Genomic DNA, 16,129 nt, shown 5'->3' with positions numbered 1-16,129 from the left:
TTGTTATGATACAATGGTGGCAAATTCTCTTACTGACGCTGTATTCAGCGTATCAAATTTTGGATGAGTTGACGATTAACTCATCAGCTGGCTCCCCTGTTTTTGCAGGTTTTATCACTGGTCTGGTCATGGGAGATTTGAAGACTGGTTTGTTTATTGGTGGTAGTCTCCAACTCGTTGTGCTTGGGGTTGGTACATTCGGTGGTGCCTCTCGGATTGATGCAACTTCTGGTGCGGTTCTTGCAACAGCATTCTCTGTGGCAACAGGTATGAAATCAGAACTCGCTATTTCAGCTATTGCCGTTCCGGTAGCAGCCTTGCTAGTTTATACAGACGTCCTTGGACGGTTCTCTACGACTTACTTTGCACATCGTATTGATGCAGCGGTTGAAAAATTTGACTATAAAGGCATTGAACGCAATTACTTATTAGGTGCTATTCCATGGGGACTTTCACGTGCCCTTCCAGTATTTCTGGCTTTGTGGCTCGGTGGAGACGCTGTAAAAGCCTTCTCAGACTGGCTTGCCAATAATGCACAATGGATTGCAGACGGATTGATTCTTGCAGGTAAAATGCTTCCTGGTGTCGGTTTTGCAATTTTGCTTCGTTACCTTCCAGTCAAGAAAAATCTTCATTATCTTGGTTTAGGTTTTGCCATTACAGCTATGTTGAAAGTTGTTTTTGATTATATTTCAACATTGGCAGCTGCTTCAGGAGCTGTCAAACAAATCGCCACAGCTCTTGGTGGTGCAAAATTTGAAGGCCTACCAATGATTGGAATTGCGATTATTGGCTTTGCCTTGGCAACAATCAATTATAAAAATGCAACTAATAAACAAATGGTGACTGTTGCTGCAGAACAATCAGAAAGTGGGGAAATTGACGATGACGAACTCTAATTACAAATTAACAAAAGAAGATTTTAAACAAATCAACCGTCGTAGTCTCTTTACTTTCCAATGGGGTTGGAACTACGAGCGTATGCAAGCGTCAGGCTATCTTTATATGATTTTGCCGCAATTGCGCAAGATATATGGAGACGGTACGCCAGAATTAAAAGAAATGATGCGGACACATACGCAATTCTTCAACACATCTAACTTTTTCCATACTTTAGTAACAGGGATTGACCTAGCACTTGAAGAAAATGAAGGAGTTGCGGCTAAAGATACCGTTACAGGGATTAAAACTGGTTTAATGGGGCCATTTGCCGCGATTGGCGATGCGATTTTTGGTTCTACTATTCCTGCTATTATGGGTGGTCTGGCTGCTGGACTTGCTGTTGAAGGCAATCCTCTTGGAATTTTCCTTTGGATAGCTGTGACAATCGCAATCAATGTCTTCCGTTGGAAACAATTAGAGTTTGCCCACAAAGAAGGGGTGAAATTAGTTACAACCATGCAGGACAAATTGTCTGCCATCACAGATGCTGCAACAGTTCTTGGTGTTTTCATGGTGGCGGCCTTGATTGCTACGATGATTAACTTTAAGTTTACCTATACACAAAGCTTCGGTGGTGTCACCTTCAATCTTCAAGAAACATTGGATAAAATCTTCCCACGTTTGGTGCCAGCATTGTTTACAGGTTTTGTTTATTGGCTGCTTGGTAAGAAAGGCATGAATTCAACAAAAGCAATCTTTATCGTGATTATTATTGCAATTGGTGTTTCTGCATTTTCACACTTTACTCATACACCAATCTTAGGTGTTTAAAAGGAGCTTCTCTATAAATGACAAAACAACTTGTATTGGTCAGTCACGGTCGCTTTTGTGAAGAATTGAAAAAAAGCACCGAAATGATTATGGGGCCACTGGACTTCGTTCATACAGTTCCCTTACTTCCGAAAGAAGGAATAGACGACTTTACGGCTAAATTTTTAGCGACTGTAAAAGATTTAGATGATTATATCGTCTTTGCCGACCTGCTTGGTGGAACACCTTGCAATGTCGTTAGCCGTCTGATTTTGGAAGGACTCCAAATTGAACTTTATGCAGGGATGAATATGCCAATGGTGATTGAATTTATCAATTCTGCCCTGATTGGCGTAGAAGCAAAATATATCGAAAAAGCGAACAAATACATCGTGAAAGTCAATGATGTATTAGCAGAAATGAACGATGACGAAGATGAATAAAGGAGTGTCCAGCTAATAGTCGCTGAAAAACACGTCCTTGCTTGAATTGCTCCAATGAGCAATCTGTATAACTAAGGGGGCTGGGGCAAGAAAATGGATTTCTTTAAAATCATCATTTTCCCGCTCCCTTTCTTTTAGTTAGCATTGCAAAGCAGAAAGGAGACCCATGCTAGATTATACAAAGGAAGACTTAATTGAATTAGGTGCGGAAATCACCACACGGGAAATCTATCAACAGCCGCAAGTTTGGCAGACGGCTTTTGAAAATTATAAAGTGCAAGCTGATGAGATTGCTGTTTTTCTGAATAATATTGATGAAAAGTATGATTATATCAAGGTTATTTTGACAGGGGCTGGGACATCAGCCTATGTCGGAGATACCCTTTTGCCTTATTTCAGAAAGATTTACGATGAACGCAAGTGGAACTTTAATGCCATTGCAACGACAGATATTGTCGCTAATCCGCTTGCTTATCTGCACAAGGAAGTGACGACCATTTTGGTTTCCTTTGCTCGTAGCGGCAATTCACCAGAGAGTGTTGCGGCAGTTGACTTGGCAAAAGACATAGTTGAGGAACTTTACCAAATCACGATTACATGTGCCGAAGAAGGTAAATTAGCCCAGCAAGCACACGGTGACGAACGCAATTTGCTCTTGCTCCAACCTGCACCGTCAAATGATGTTGGCTTTGCCATGACTTCTAGCTTTACGTCTATGATGTTGACAGCCTTGCTCGTCTTTGACAAAGCAGATTTAGCTGCAAAAGCCGAAAAAGTTTCTACTTTGATAGCCTTGAGCCAAGAAATGTTAGACTCGGCAGAAGCCATTCAAAAGATGGTTTCCTTGGATTACAATCGTGTCATTTATCTGGGAGCAGGTCCTTTCTTTGGCTTAGCGCATGAAGCCCAGCTGAAAATTTTGGAATTGACCGCAGGACAAGTGGCGACGATGTATGAAAGCCCAGTCGGATTCCGTCACGGTCCAAAATCGTTAGTGAATGAAGAAACGGTCGTTGTGGTGTTTGGCTCGACAGATTCCTACACCAAATTATACGACCTTGACTTAGTACGAGAAGTAGCCGGAGATGAGATTGCCCGCAAGGTGATTCTATTGACAGATCAAAAAGAAGATTTGGAAAATGTTGAACAAGTCATTTTTTCTAGTCAACAGCTAGCAGATGATGTTTATCGCGTATTCCTTTATATTGTTTATGGTCAATTATTTGCCTTGTTGACAGCCCTCAAAGTGAACAATCGTCCAGACACACCGTCTCCGACAGGCACCGTCAACCGTGTTGTACAAGGCGTCATCATTCACTCATTTGATAAAGAATAGGAAGGAACCCATGGAAAAATTAAAGATTAGTCACGAAAAATTAGCACACTTAAAGAATCTTTCATATGAAAATGGCATTATTGGGGCTTTGGCGATTGACCAGAGAGGTTCGTTGAAAAAAATGCTGGCAAGTGGCGCACATGCTGTATCAGGAAATGAAGCGCTCATTGAATTTAAACAATTGATTTCCAGTCAGTTGACTCCGTATGCTACTTCTATCCTTTTGGATCCAGAATTCGGTGTACCTGCTACCAAATTACGTGCGCCAGAATGCGGTCTTATTGTTGCTTATGAAAAAACAGGCTATGATGCGACAACAGAAGGTCGCTTGCCAGACTTGCTACCAAATTGGTCAGCCAAACGCATGAAAGAGTTGGGCGCTGATGCGGTCAAGGTTTTGATTTACTATGATGTAGATGATAAGCCTGAAATCAACGACATCAAGCAAGCCTGGGTAGAGCGCGTAGGAAGTGAATGTGTGGCAGAAAACATTCCTTATTTCCTTGAAATATTGACGTATGATGCAAAGCGTGATAATGTAGTAGATGCAGATTATGCGAAAGTAAAACCGCAAAAGGTCAATGAAGCCATGAAACTCTTTTCAAATCCGCGCTACAATGTTGATGTTTTGAAAGTGGAAGTACCGGTCAATATGAATTTTGTCGAAGGGTTTACGAAAGGCGGAGTTGAAGCTGTCTACAACCTCGCAGAAGCCAAGACATTTTTCAAAGAGCAGTCTGATGCAACTCATCTGCCCTTTATTTTCCTGAGTGCTGGAGTTAGCGTAGAGCTTTTCCAGAAAACGCTCAAAGTGGCGCATGAAGCGGGTTCTCAATTTAACGGTGTCCTTTGCGGACGTGCGACTTGGAAAGACGCAGTTACGGTCTTTGCAGATCAAGGAACAGATGCAGCTAAAGCTTGGCTAGATGAAGCGGGGCGTCAAAATATTGAAGACTTGAATCGTGTTTTACGTGAAACAGCTGTTTCGTGGACGGAAAAACTAAAAATTTAAAATAGGCAAACCTAAATTTGTAATAAAAACAAGGAAAGTTGTATGAAATCTTATCAAGAAGCTATTTTTGGAACATTTCAAGGGCAAAATATTGTCTCTTATACATTTGAAAATGATTTGGGCTATCGTTTGAAAGTCATGACTTATGGTGCGACTGTCTTAGAGTATGCCACTCCGGACAAAAATCATGAATTTGCAAATATCGTGGTGGGGTTTAATCATTTTGATGCCTATGTAGGCAACAGCCCTAAATATGGTGCAAGCGTCGGACCGGTTGCAGGACGGATTGCAAAAGCACAGTTTGAGCTAAATGGCGAAACCTATCAGTTAGAAGTCAACAACGCAGAAAATTGCAATCATAGCGGTTCTACTGGCTGGGATAGTGCTATTTTTCAAGTTGAGGAAGTCACAAATGAAGGCGTCACTTTCTATACCGAACGTGCAGATGGAACGGGTGGTTTTCCGGGAAATCTGAAAGTCTGGGTTTCTTATACTTTAACGGAACTAGGTGAGTTAGAGATTTCTTACCAAGTTCAGACGGACAAAGATACCTTGGTCAATCCAACCAATCACAGTTACTTCAACTTATCAGGTGATTTCAGCCAACCAATTGATAACTGTATCTTGCAGTTGAATACCTTAGGTGTATTTCCAATCGCACCGGACGGCGTGCCTGCTAAAATGCCAGATTCAGAGCGGGGGTTTGTCAAAGATCTAATAAAAGGTGTAGCTTTTAAGGATATTTTTGCCAATCAAGATGAGCAGATTCAGATTGTGTCTGGCTTGGATCATCCGTTTGCATTGAAAAAAGGAGAGAAAGAAGCAGGTTCCTTGTACGATCCTAAATCCGGTCGCCTTTTGACATTTAAAACAAGTGCGCCATGCCTAGTGACTTACTCAGCAAACTTTGTAGATGATACAGTCATTTTAAATGGACAATCCATGATTCAACACAATGGCTTGGCTCTTGAAACCCAAGCCCTACCAGATGCCATTCACAGCGACCTGAAGGCTGATGTTATCTTGAAAGCAGGTGAGGTTTTTACCAGCACAACCATTTATCATGCAACAAGCAAATGAAAATGAATATTAAAAACGGCAGTACATTTTTCTGTCGTTTTTGATTAAGACATTTAGTATCATCAAATATCATCATAATCTCATTCCCTTCGATTTCTATTTGTAAAATCTAAGGTTAAACCAGCTTACCAACCTGATTTTTTGCTATAATAGTATTTATGAGTAGAATTTTGGATAATGAATTGATGGGAGACGAGGAGCTCGTAGAGCGCACATTGCGTCCCCAGTATTTACAAGAATATATTGGGCAAGACAAGGTCAAAAATCAGCTGAAAATTTTCATTGAGGCAGCTAAAATGCGAGATGAAGCGCTAGATCACACGTTGCTTTTTGGACCTCCAGGGTTGGGAAAAACCACTATGGCTTTTGTCATTGCCAATGAACTGGGAGTCAATCTCAAGCAAACTTCGGGTCCAGTTGTTGAGAAAGCGGGCGATTTGGTGGCAATCTTGAACGATTTGGAGCCGGGAGATGTTCTCTTTATTGATGAGATTCACCGCTTGCCTATGTCTGTTGAAGAGGTGCTCTATAGCGCTATGGAGGACTTTTACATTGATATTATGATTGGCTCTGGCGAGACCGGTCGTAGTGTTCACTTGGATTTGCCACCGTTTACCTTGATTGGCGCTACGACCAGAGCTGGTATGCTGTCCAATCCTTTACGGGCTCGTTTTGGCATTACTGGTCACATGGAATATTATGCAGAAGCAGATTTGACGGAGATTGTGGAGCGGACGGCAGACATCTTTGAAATGGAGATTACGCATGAAGCAGCTGAAGAATTAGCTCTGCGTAGCCGAGGCACGCCTCGGATTGCCAATCGGCTTCTTAAACGTGTACGAGATTTTGCTCAGATTATGGGCAACGGACTAATTGATGACCAAATTACTGATCAAGCCCTGACGATGCTGGATGTGGATCAGGAAGGTCTAGATTATGTGGATCAGAAGATTCTCAAGACCATGATTGAAGTGTATGGTGGCGGGCCAGTTGGTCTGGGGACTCTGTCTATCAATATCGCAGAAGAGCAAGAAACGGTCGAAGATATGTATGAGCCTTATTTGATCCAGAAAGGCTTTGTTATGCGAACTCGAACAGGGCGCGTGGCAACCCGTAAGGCTTACGAGCATTTGGGTTATGAATATTTGGAGAAATAACATGCTATCTGAAAAAGAGATTTTACATGCGTTTTCATCAGACCGAGATATGATGACTATCTTACAGATTATCTATGACTTGCAATTGAAAGACAGCTGGCTTTGTGCTGGTTCAGTACGAAATGTCATCTGGAATATTCTGTCGGACAAGCCCGGCTTTGATACGGAGACGGATGTGGATGTAATCTTCTTTGACCCAGATATTTCTTACGAGGAAACGCTCAATATTGAAAATCGACTCAAGCGAGAATTTCCACATTACCATTGGGAAGTCAATAATCAAGTCTATATGCATATCTACAGTCCAAATACCCAATCTTATACTAGCTCGCAAGATGCCATGAGTAAATATCCAGAGCGCTGTACAGCTGTGGGTTTACGTTTGTTGGATAATAGACAGCTGGAACTCTTTGCGCCTTATGGCTTAGACGACATTCTCCATTTTCGTGTTCAGCCGACTCCGCATTTCTTAACAGATCCAGCGAGAAAAGCTCTTTATGAACAACGACTGAGCAAAAAGAATTGGCAGAAGAAGTGGAACAATCTTCAAATTGAATTTCTTTAAAATTTCTCAAAAATAGTAAAATCTTTAAGAAAAATTTAAGTCAATATCGGTATACTATAATCACAAGTTGAGAAGAGCTTAACTTGAACTCCTAAAAACTTTTCTTTTTCATAATAATCTCCCTATAAGAGTCGCCCAATCGGCGGCTTTTGTGTTTTTAAAAGAATTCAAAAATTCTCAGGGGTTTAAATTCCTATTTTTTTAGATTTTGTTATAATAGTAAAGAGGTCTATGCTATGAAAAAAATTGTGTTTGTTTGCTTGGGAAATATCTGTCGCAGTCCAATGGCAGAATTTGTGATGAAAGATTTGACAGATGGTGTTTATGTTGAAAGTCGTGCGACTTCTGATTGGGAGCATGGTAATCCAATCCATTCGGGAACGCAGGCGATTTTTAAGAAATATGCCATTCCTTACGACCAAAGCAAAACTTCTCAACAAATTTCACAGCAGGATTTTGTAGACTTTGATTATATTATAGGAATGGACGAATCCAATTTTCAAGATTTGAGGAAAATCGCACCGGGAAAATATCTGGAGAAAGTATTTCAATTTGAAGAGAGAAGTGTGCCAGATCCTTGGTACACAGGTGATTTTGATGAAACTTATCAGCTTGTCTTGGCAGGCTGTCAGAAATGGATTGAGCGCATAAAGAGCGAAGATTAGTGGAGAGAATGGACGCATTAAAAGAATTTTACGAAAAGTACAAAATTTATCTTACAAGGCATAACTTGGAATTGCTAGCAGTAACGGTTATTGTCCTATCAGCGATGGTGGCTTTTACATCAGGTATTCCCAGTCAAGGGGCATTGACCTTGGATAAAGGAACAATCAAATATAATGGCAGTCTCGTCCGTGGTAAAATGAATGGTCAAGGAACATTGACTTTTAAGAATGGTGATGTTTATAAAGGCTATTTTAAAAATGGAACTTTCAATGGGAAAGGAACTTTTACAGCTAAAGCTGGCTGGAAGTATGAAGGAAATTTTGTAAATGGTCAAGCAGATGGTCAAGGCAAATTAACAACAGAAAATAATGTTGTCTACAAGGGAAAGTTTAAACAGGGGATTTATCAAAATGCGCGTTAAATGGTTTTCATTAGTGAGGATTACAGGGTTACTTCTAGTCCTGCTCTACCATTTCTTCCAGAAAGCTTTTCCTGGCGGTTTTATTGGTGTGGATATTTTCTTCACTTTCTCAGGCTTTTTGATTACATCTCTCTTGATTGATGAATTTGCCAGAGACAAAGACATTGATGTTAAAGGATTCTTGAGACGTCGCTTTTATCGGATTGTGCCACCGCTTGTCTTTATGATTTTGATTGTCATGCCCTTTACCCTGTTGATTCGGAAGGATTTTGTGGCTGGTATTGGGACGCAAATCGCTGCTGTGCTCGGCTTTGTGACAAATTTTTATGAAATTTTGTCTGGTGGAAATTACGAGAGTCAATTTATCCAACATCTCTTTGTGCACACATGGAGCTTGGCTTTGGAGATGCACTACTATATCTTGTGGGGCTTGGCAACATGGTATTTAGCGAAGAAAAGTAAAACCATTGGGCAATTTCGTGGTATTATCTTTCTTTTATCATCTGCTTTGTTCTTGATTAGTTTTCTCTCTATGTTTGTCAGAAGTTTCTTCTCTTCAAACTTTTCTGTGATTTACTTTTCAAGTTTCACGCATATCTTCCCGTTTTTTGCAGGAAGTATTTTAGCGACACTTTCGGGTGTGAGTGATTTGGGAGCACCTTTTCGTAAAATGGAGCAGGCGCTTGATTTGAAAAAGACCTTTTATCTACTTGGTGGTAGTTTTGCAGCTTTGCTGTTATTAACGTTCCTCCTGAGATTTGATAATTTATTGACTTATCTGTTTGGTTTTCTTCTTGCAACGGTATTTTCGGTGGTGATGATTTTGGCAACACGTGTGCTCCATGAGAAGACGCCACATGTTGATGAGCCGCCCGTTATCACATTTATTGCAGATACGAGCTATGGTGTGTATTTGTTCCATTGGCCGTTTTACATCATCTTTTCCCAATTGATGAGCAATGGATGGGCAGTTCTATTAACAACCGTGCTTTCTTTTGCTTTGGCGGCTTTCTCTTTCTATCTATTGGAGCCGACATTAGCAGGTAGAGAGCCAAAAGTATTTGGCTTGAAGATGGACATCAAGCAAATCACAACACCTGTATTTTATAGTTTGATTCCATTAACACTGGTCGCTTTGGTCATGATTGTGACTGCTCCGAAAATTGGTGCTTTTGAAGAAAATTTGCTCGTCAATGGGTTAAATCAAGCTGACAGTAAAATGCAGATCACTCGTACCCAAGCTGATAATGTGAGTGCCAGTCAATACAATGTAGCAAAGGGTACGACCGTTATCGGAGATTCGGTAGCTTTGCGAGCAAGTGAATGGCTCAAGCAGGCTATGCCGGGAATTCAAGTGGATGCAGCGGTCAGTCGAAACTTAGAATCGGGCTTGCAAGTCTATCAAACTGATATTTCAAACAAGGTGCTTCTGGAGACAGTCGTCTTAGCCTTGGGAACCAATACGGTTGATAACTACGAAAGTTTGCTCAATCAATTTATTGAGAAATTACCAAAAGGACATCGTTTGGTTTTAGTGACGCCGTATGATGGTCGCACAGCACATAACGCTTCTAGCTTGGCAGTCAAAACACGTCAGTATGAGTTGGAATTGGTGAAAAAATACGATTATGTATTTGTAGCGGATTGGTATCAAACTGCTATCGAACACCCAGAAATTTGGTACGGAACTGACTATGTGCACTTTGGCTCGGAGACAACAACAATCACCAAGGGCGGTGAGCTCTATGCACAAACCGTTAAACAAGCCATTGATGAAGCTGTGAAAAAAGGAACGGTGAAGAAATAGTAGTAAATAATTAGAAGTCATGGATTGCTTTGCGATTCATGACTTTTGTGTACTGTAAAAAGGATAGTAGGGTAGAACGAGGGTGGAGGAATACATGGCAAAAATGCTCTTTTTTACATAACTTTTGTTTTAGGAAATCTTGAAAAAGTATGTGAAATATATAATTTTATGTTTTAAAATTCACAAACAATGTTTTTAAATATAATAGAAAACTCATGTTTTGAAATAACTTCACAATATAAAAGAAAAAGTTTGTGAAGTTTGCATGAAACTGTTTACAAGAGAAAAAAAATAAGGTATAATAATCTTGTGAAAAATTTAACAAAGGGTTTATAAAAATCCTAAAAACCATTGGAGGAACACATGGCTGATAAAAAAACATTAACTCCCGAAGAAAAAAAGTTAGCTGCTGAAAAGCATGTTGACGAACTCGTTCAAAAAGGGCTAGTTGCTCTGGAAGAAATGAGAAAATTAAATCAAGAACAAGTAGACTACATTGTTGCAAAAGCTTCAGTTGCTGCTCTTGATGCACATGGTATCTTAGCAGAACATGCTGTTAAAGAAACAGGTCGCGGTGTCTTTGAAGACAAAGCAACAAAAAACCTTTTTGCCTGCGAACATGTTGTTAACAATATGCGTGGTGTTAAAACTGTTGGTGTGATTGAAGATGATCCTATTACAGGTTTAACGAAAATTGCTGAACCGGTCGGAGTAATCTGCGGAATCACTCCAACGACCAACCCAACTTCAACAGCGATTTTTAAATCATTGATTTCGTTGAAAACGCGGAATCCAATTATCTTTGCTTTCCACCCATCTGCTCAAGAATCTTCTGCTCATGCGGCACAAATCGTACGTGATGCAGCGATTGCAGCAGGTGCACCTGAAAACTGTGTTCAATGGATTACACAGTCATCTATGGAAGCAACAACAGCTTTGATGAACCACGAAGGGATTGCAACAATCCTTGCGACTGGTGGGAACGCCATGGTAAAAGCTGCCTATTCATGCGGCAAACCTGCTCTTGGAGTTGGTGCTGGTAACGTTCCAGCTTACGTTGAAAAATCAGCAAATATCCGCCAAGCAGCACATGATATCGTGATGTCCAAATCATTTGATAATGGTATGGTCTGTGCATCTGAGCAAGCCGTGATCATTGATAAAGAAATCTATGATGAATTTGTAGAAGAATTCAAATCTTACCATACTTACTTTGTCAACAAGAAAGAAAAAGCGCTTTTGGAAGAATTCTGTTTTGGTGCAAAAGCTAACAGCAAGAACTGCGCTGGTGCAAAATTGAACCCAAATATTGTTGGTAAACCAGCTACGTGGATTGCTGAGCAAGCAGGATTCAAAGTACCAGAAGGTACGAATATCTTGGCCGCTGAATGTGCAGAAGTTGGAATTAAAGAACCATTGACTCGTGAAAAATTATCACCTGTTATTGCAGTTTTGAAAGCTGAAGATACTGAAGATGGACTTAAAAAAGCTCGTCAAATGGTTGAATTTAATGGTCTAGGACACTCAGCTGCTATCCATACAAAAGACGAAGCTCTTGCAAAACGTTTCGGTACGGAAATAAAAGCAATGCGTATTATCTGGAACTCTCCATCTACCTTTGGTGGTATCGGTGATGTATACAACGCCTTCATTCCATCATTAACACTTGGATGTGGTTCATACGGACACAACTCAGTTGGTGATAACGTATCAGCTATCAACCTTCTTAACATCAAGAAAGTAGGAAAACGTAGAAATAATATGCAATGGTTTAAAGTTCCTTCAAAAATCTACTTCGAACGTAACTCAATCCAATACCTTCAAACTTGCGAAGGTATCGAACGTGTCATGATTGTTACCGATAAATCAATTGAAAAACTAGGTTTTGTACAACGTGTGATTGACCAGTTGAATCTTCGTAAAAACAAAGTCACGATTCAAGTCTTTTCAGATGTTGAACCAGATCCAGATATCACAACAGTTCGTCGTGGTGTTGAAGTAATGCGCTCGTTTGAACCAGACACTATCATTGCCCTTGGTGGTGGCTCACCAATGGATGCGGCTAAAGGTATGTGGATGTTCTATGAACAGCCAGACGTTGACTTTGGTGACCTCGTTCAAAAATTCATGGATATCCGCAAACGTGCCTTCAAATTCCCATCACTTGGTAAGAAAGCACAGTATATTGGTATTCCAACAACATCTGGTACAGGTTCAGAAGTAACACCGTTTGCAGTTATCTCTGATAAGGCAAATAATCGTAAATACCCTATCACTGACTATGCATTGACACCAACCATTGCAATTGTTGATCCTGCTTTGGTAGAATCTGTTCCAGCATTTATTGCTGCTGACACAGGTATGGATGTCTTGACACACGCAACTGAAGCTTATACTTCTAACTTTGCCAATGACTATACAGATGGTATTGCTCTTCAAACTATCAAGTTAGTCTTCAAATACTTGGAAAAATCTGTAAAAACGGCTGACCCAGAAGCCCGTGAAAAGATGCACAATGCCTCTACAATGGCTGGTATGGCCTTTGCAAATGCCTTTCTTGGGATGAGTCACTCAATGGCGCATAAGATTGGTGCTGTTCACCACACCATTCACGGACGTACAAATGCTATTTTACTTCCTTATGTTATCCGTTACAATGGAACTCGTCCATCTAAAACTACAACATGGCCTAAGTACAATTACTGGAAAGCTGATGAAAAATTCCAAGATATTGCTCGTATGCTAGGTCTTCCTTGCTCAACACCAGAAGAAGCGGTTGAAGCGTATGCCAAAGCTGTTTATGACCTTGGTGTAGCGGTTGGTATCAAGATGAACTTTAAAGATCAAGGTATTGATGAAAAAACTTGGAAAGATAGCTTACATGATATTGCCGTTCTTGCTTATGAAGACCAATGTTCACCAGCAAATCCACGCTTGCCAATAGTTACTGACATGGAAGAAATTATGGCTGATGCCTACTATGGCTATGCAGAACGTCCAGGACATCGTAAATAGACAGTAAAGTTTGTTCTAATTTGAATCGTTCGTCATTGTACAGACAATGTATTCAGATTTTTAGACATAAATCAGTTTATCAGTAACTATCTCCCTGCTTTTGTAGGGAGATTTTTCTATTTGGAGAGAGTGTCCTTTCTCTCGCTTAATATTGTATGCGTTTTCCTGTAAACTAGTTGTGAAAAAAGGAGGGCGGTCATGTTTCAATTGTTGGTATTTGATAGGGACGATGTCATTGTGTATACAGAAAATCTTATACTTCTCTTTGCCTTAAAATATCATAATAGACTGATAAGTTTTGAATCTGTAAATTTGATACTAAAATAATGAAAAGTTGATGTTGCAAAAAGCATTATGAGTGTTATAATATAGCTGTGTAAGCGGTTTCTAAAATAGATGATATTTATAAAAAATAAGGAGGACATATAATGTCAGTATTTTATGTTCCATCAGTTAATCTTATTGGTTGTGGTGTGATTAATGAAATAGGTGGTCATATCAAAGAGTTGGGGTATAAGAAAGCTCTCTTGGTGACAGACCATTATATTGCAAGTAGTGACATTTTACCTAAGGTAACTGCACCACTTGATAAGGAAGGCATTGAGTATGTCGTTTTTAGTGATGTTGATCCGAATCCAACTGTTAAAAATGTTGAAGATGGTTTAGCTGTTTTGCGAGATAATAATTGTGATTTTATTATTTCACTTGGTGGTGGTTCGCCGCAAGATGCTGCAAGTAGTATTTCAATTCTTGCAACGAATGGTGGGCGTCCGCAAGATTACGAAGGTGTTCACAAATCAAAGGAAAAAGGCTTGCCGGTTGTAGCAATCAATACGACGGCAGGAACATCAGCTGAAATCACGATTAACTATGTTATTACTGATGAAGAGCGTAAAGTGAAAATGGTTATGGTTGACAAGAATAGCCTTGCACTCCTGTCAGTAAATGATCCAGAATTGATGATTTCAAAACCAAAAGCTTTGACGGCTGCAACGGGTATGGATGCCCTTACACATGCGGTTGAAGCTTTGGTAACACCAGGTGCATACAATGTAACGAAAAAATTATCTATTGGTGCAATTGAGTTAATTAAAGAATTTTTGCCATGTGCTGTTGAAAATGGCCATGACATTGAAGCACGCGAAGCGATGGTTAATGCGATTTTCCTAGGTGGTATGGCCTTTAATAATGCTGGGCTAGGTTATGTACATTCTATGGCTCATCAACTTGGAGCAGTTTACAATCTTCCTCACGGTGTTTGTTGTGCCATGCTTTTACCGGTTGTAGAGCGTGAAAATGCAAAACGTGTGCCAGAAGCATTCCGAAATGTTGCAAAAGCTCTTGGTCTCCATACGGAAGGCAAAAGTGATAAAGAATGCGCTGATTATGCCATTTCTGAAATTGAAAAATTATCAGCAACTGTGGGTATTCCGAAAAAATTGACAGAACTGGACATTAAAGAAGAGGAATTTGACTTTGAATACCTTTCTAAAAATGCACTCATTGATGCTTGTGCACCAGGAAATCCATTTATGCCAACCCTAGAAGAAACGATTGCTCTTTACAAAGAATTGTTTTAAGCACTGATTTATCATAAAAATAAGCTACCGATGAAATTTTCGGTAGCTTATTTACGTTTTCAATTTTTATGCTTGCCCAATATGTCCCCTACCTCTGGTTCGTTCGTAAAATAAAATTGGCAAATATTGACTGATAATCTTTTGTGAGGAGTCGCGTGGCATAAAATATTATAAAACACTTCAACGGACTTTTTAAAAAGAAATTTAGACGGACGCCAGGACAATATCGCAAAGAACACCAGCACTGAGAAACTTTTAAACTTTTATTCAAAAGCGACTCTGGCTGATACTCCTGAAAAAAGCGTTCCCCCTTGCTAATTCTATTATAAGGTCTCCATTCTGGAAAATTCTTGGGGGAAAGCTTGTGACGATGTGGTAGATAGCGCTCGCAGAGATGTAGTCTTTTGCGTGCCTCAGAGGCAATGTGCGATAATGATAGTATCATGTTAAAATGATTATCTCTCTGAAACTACTTTCAAGATTTAAGAGAAAAGTGAGCATTATCAGAAATTAGAACCTAAATATCGGATGTTATTGAAAGCGTTTAGAAAAACAGCTATAATAGTACCGTAAGATTGAAAGCGCTTTAAAAACTGATCTACAATAGCAAAGGAGAAGGCTACCTATGGCACAAATGACAAAAGACGAGCTGATTGCCAAAATAAAAGATGGCATCATTGTTTCCTGTCAAGCCTTGCCACACGAACCGCTATATACTGAAGCAGGTGGAGTTATTCCCCTTTTGGTAAAAGCGGCTGAACAAGGAGGAGCTGTTGGCATTCGAGCTAATAGTGTTCGGGATATTAAGGAAATTAAAGAGGTTACTTCGCTGCCAATCATCGGCATTATCAAGCGAGATTATCCACCTCAAGAGCCATTTATTACCGCAACGATGCGAGAAATTGATGAACTAGCATCTCTGGATATTGAAGTAATTGCTTTTGATTGTACAAAGCGGGAACGTTTTGACGGTTTAAAGATTGCGGATTTTATCAAGCAAGTGAAGGAAAAATATCCTCATCAATTGCTCATGGCAGATGTGAGTATCTTTGAAGAGGGTGTGGCTGCAGCAGAAGCAGGTGTGGATTTTGTGGGTACAACATTGTCAGGTTACACCTCTTATAGTTTGCAATGCGAGGGACCGAATTTTGACTTAGTAAAAAATTTATGTGATGCAGGTTTGGATGTCATTGCGGAAGGAAAAATCCATTATCCGAGTGAAGCCAAAACCATTCATGACCTAGGTGTTAGAGGAATTGTAGTGGGTGGTGCCATTACGCGTCCCAAAGAAATCACAGAGCGTTTTGTTGCAGCAGTAAGTGAAAAGTAGGAACAATTTTATCCTAAAAAGGATG

The 16,129-nt window shown here is 40.0% G+C and carries 14 protein-coding genes; all 14 read left to right on the top strand.

The window, feature by feature from the left end; all coding sequences use genetic code 11:
- Nucleotides 1-5 precede the first annotated feature (5 nt).
- The 14 genes from HMPREF2876_RS06690 (at nucleotide 6) to HMPREF2876_RS06625 (ending at nucleotide 16,104) form a co-directional block, all read left to right on the top strand.
- Nucleotides 6-899 (top strand): PTS mannose/fructose/sorbose/N-acetylgalactosamine transporter subunit IIC, encoded by an 894-nt coding sequence (locus HMPREF2876_RS06690; protein WP_024052883.1) that lies wholly within the window; start codon nucleotides 6-8, stop codon nucleotides 897-899.
- A complete protein-coding gene (locus HMPREF2876_RS06685) occupies nucleotides 886-1,713 on the top strand; it encodes a PTS system mannose/fructose/sorbose family transporter subunit IID (RefSeq protein ID WP_003036938.1) in 828 nt (275 codons plus the stop codon). Before HMPREF2876_RS06690 ends, HMPREF2876_RS06685 begins: the two co-directional genes overlap by 14 nt.
- A 17-nt stretch (nucleotides 1,714-1,730) precedes the next feature.
- Nucleotides 1,731-2,135 (top strand): PTS sugar transporter subunit IIA, encoded by a 405-nt coding sequence (locus HMPREF2876_RS06680; RefSeq protein ID WP_024052882.1) that lies wholly within the window; start codon nucleotides 1,731-1,733, stop codon nucleotides 2,133-2,135.
- A 166-nt stretch (nucleotides 2,136-2,301) separates the two neighbouring features.
- Nucleotides 2,302-3,471 carry an SIS domain-containing protein gene (locus HMPREF2876_RS06675; RefSeq protein WP_024052881.1) on the top strand — a complete coding sequence of 390 codons (1,170 nt, stop codon included), beginning with the start codon at nucleotides 2,302-2,304 and terminating at the stop codon, nucleotides 3,469-3,471.
- A gap of 10 nt (nucleotides 3,472-3,481) precedes the next feature.
- Nucleotides 3,482-4,483 (top strand): tagatose-bisphosphate aldolase, encoded by a 1,002-nt coding sequence (lacD, locus tag HMPREF2876_RS06670; protein ID WP_024052880.1) that lies wholly within the window; start codon nucleotides 3,482-3,484, stop codon nucleotides 4,481-4,483.
- 42 nt (nucleotides 4,484-4,525) lie between these two features.
- Nucleotides 4,526-5,563 (top strand): aldose epimerase family protein, encoded by a 1,038-nt coding sequence (locus tag HMPREF2876_RS06665; protein ID WP_024052879.1) that lies wholly within the window; start codon nucleotides 4,526-4,528, stop codon nucleotides 5,561-5,563.
- A 158-nt stretch (nucleotides 5,564-5,721) separates the two neighbouring features.
- Nucleotides 5,722-6,720, top strand: a complete 999-nt coding sequence (gene ruvB, locus HMPREF2876_RS06660) for a Holliday junction branch migration DNA helicase RuvB (protein WP_024052878.1) — start codon at nucleotides 5,722-5,724, stop codon at nucleotides 6,718-6,720.
- Between the two features lies 1 nt (nucleotide 6,721).
- The gene (locus HMPREF2876_RS06655) at nucleotides 6,722-7,285 is read left to right on the top strand and encodes a nucleotidyltransferase family protein (RefSeq protein WP_024052877.1); all 564 of its coding nucleotides are present in this window, start codon (nucleotides 6,722-6,724) and stop codon (nucleotides 7,283-7,285) included.
- 236 nt (nucleotides 7,286-7,521) lie between these two features.
- The gene (locus HMPREF2876_RS06650; RefSeq protein ID WP_070584536.1) at nucleotides 7,522-7,950 is read left to right on the top strand and encodes a low molecular weight protein-tyrosine-phosphatase; all 429 of its coding nucleotides are present in this window, start codon (nucleotides 7,522-7,524) and stop codon (nucleotides 7,948-7,950) included.
- Nucleotides 7,951-7,958: 8 nt separating this feature from the next.
- Nucleotides 7,959-8,372: an MORN repeat-containing protein gene (locus HMPREF2876_RS06645; RefSeq protein ID WP_024052875.1), complete on the top strand. Its 414-nt coding sequence runs from the start codon at nucleotides 7,959-7,961 to the stop codon at nucleotides 8,370-8,372.
- Nucleotides 8,362-10,179 (top strand): acyltransferase family protein, encoded by a 1,818-nt coding sequence (locus tag HMPREF2876_RS06640; RefSeq protein ID WP_070584534.1) that lies wholly within the window; start codon nucleotides 8,362-8,364, stop codon nucleotides 10,177-10,179. The genes HMPREF2876_RS06645 and HMPREF2876_RS06640 overlap by 11 nt, the downstream gene beginning before the upstream one ends.
- A gap of 363 nt (nucleotides 10,180-10,542) precedes the next feature.
- The gene (adhE, locus tag HMPREF2876_RS06635; protein WP_024052873.1) at nucleotides 10,543-13,194 is read left to right on the top strand and encodes a bifunctional acetaldehyde-CoA/alcohol dehydrogenase; all 2,652 of its coding nucleotides are present in this window, start codon (nucleotides 10,543-10,545) and stop codon (nucleotides 13,192-13,194) included.
- A gap of 428 nt (nucleotides 13,195-13,622) precedes the next feature.
- The gene (locus HMPREF2876_RS06630) at nucleotides 13,623-14,774 is read left to right on the top strand and encodes an iron-containing alcohol dehydrogenase (RefSeq protein ID WP_024052871.1); all 1,152 of its coding nucleotides are present in this window, start codon (nucleotides 13,623-13,625) and stop codon (nucleotides 14,772-14,774) included.
- Nucleotides 14,775-15,399: 625 nt separating this feature from the next.
- Nucleotides 15,400-16,104: an N-acetylmannosamine-6-phosphate 2-epimerase gene (locus tag HMPREF2876_RS06625; RefSeq protein ID WP_070584532.1), complete on the top strand. Its 705-nt coding sequence runs from the start codon at nucleotides 15,400-15,402 to the stop codon at nucleotides 16,102-16,104.
- Nucleotides 16,105-16,129: the final 25 nt, after the last annotated feature.

The sequence above is a fragment of the Streptococcus sp. HMSC073A12 genome (assembly GCF_001812815.1).
Classification (GTDB): domain Bacteria; phylum Bacillota; class Bacilli; order Lactobacillales; family Streptococcaceae; genus Streptococcus; species Streptococcus vaginalis.
Note: the sequence above shows the minus strand (reverse complement) of the source record. Positions and strands in the feature narration are given on the sequence as shown.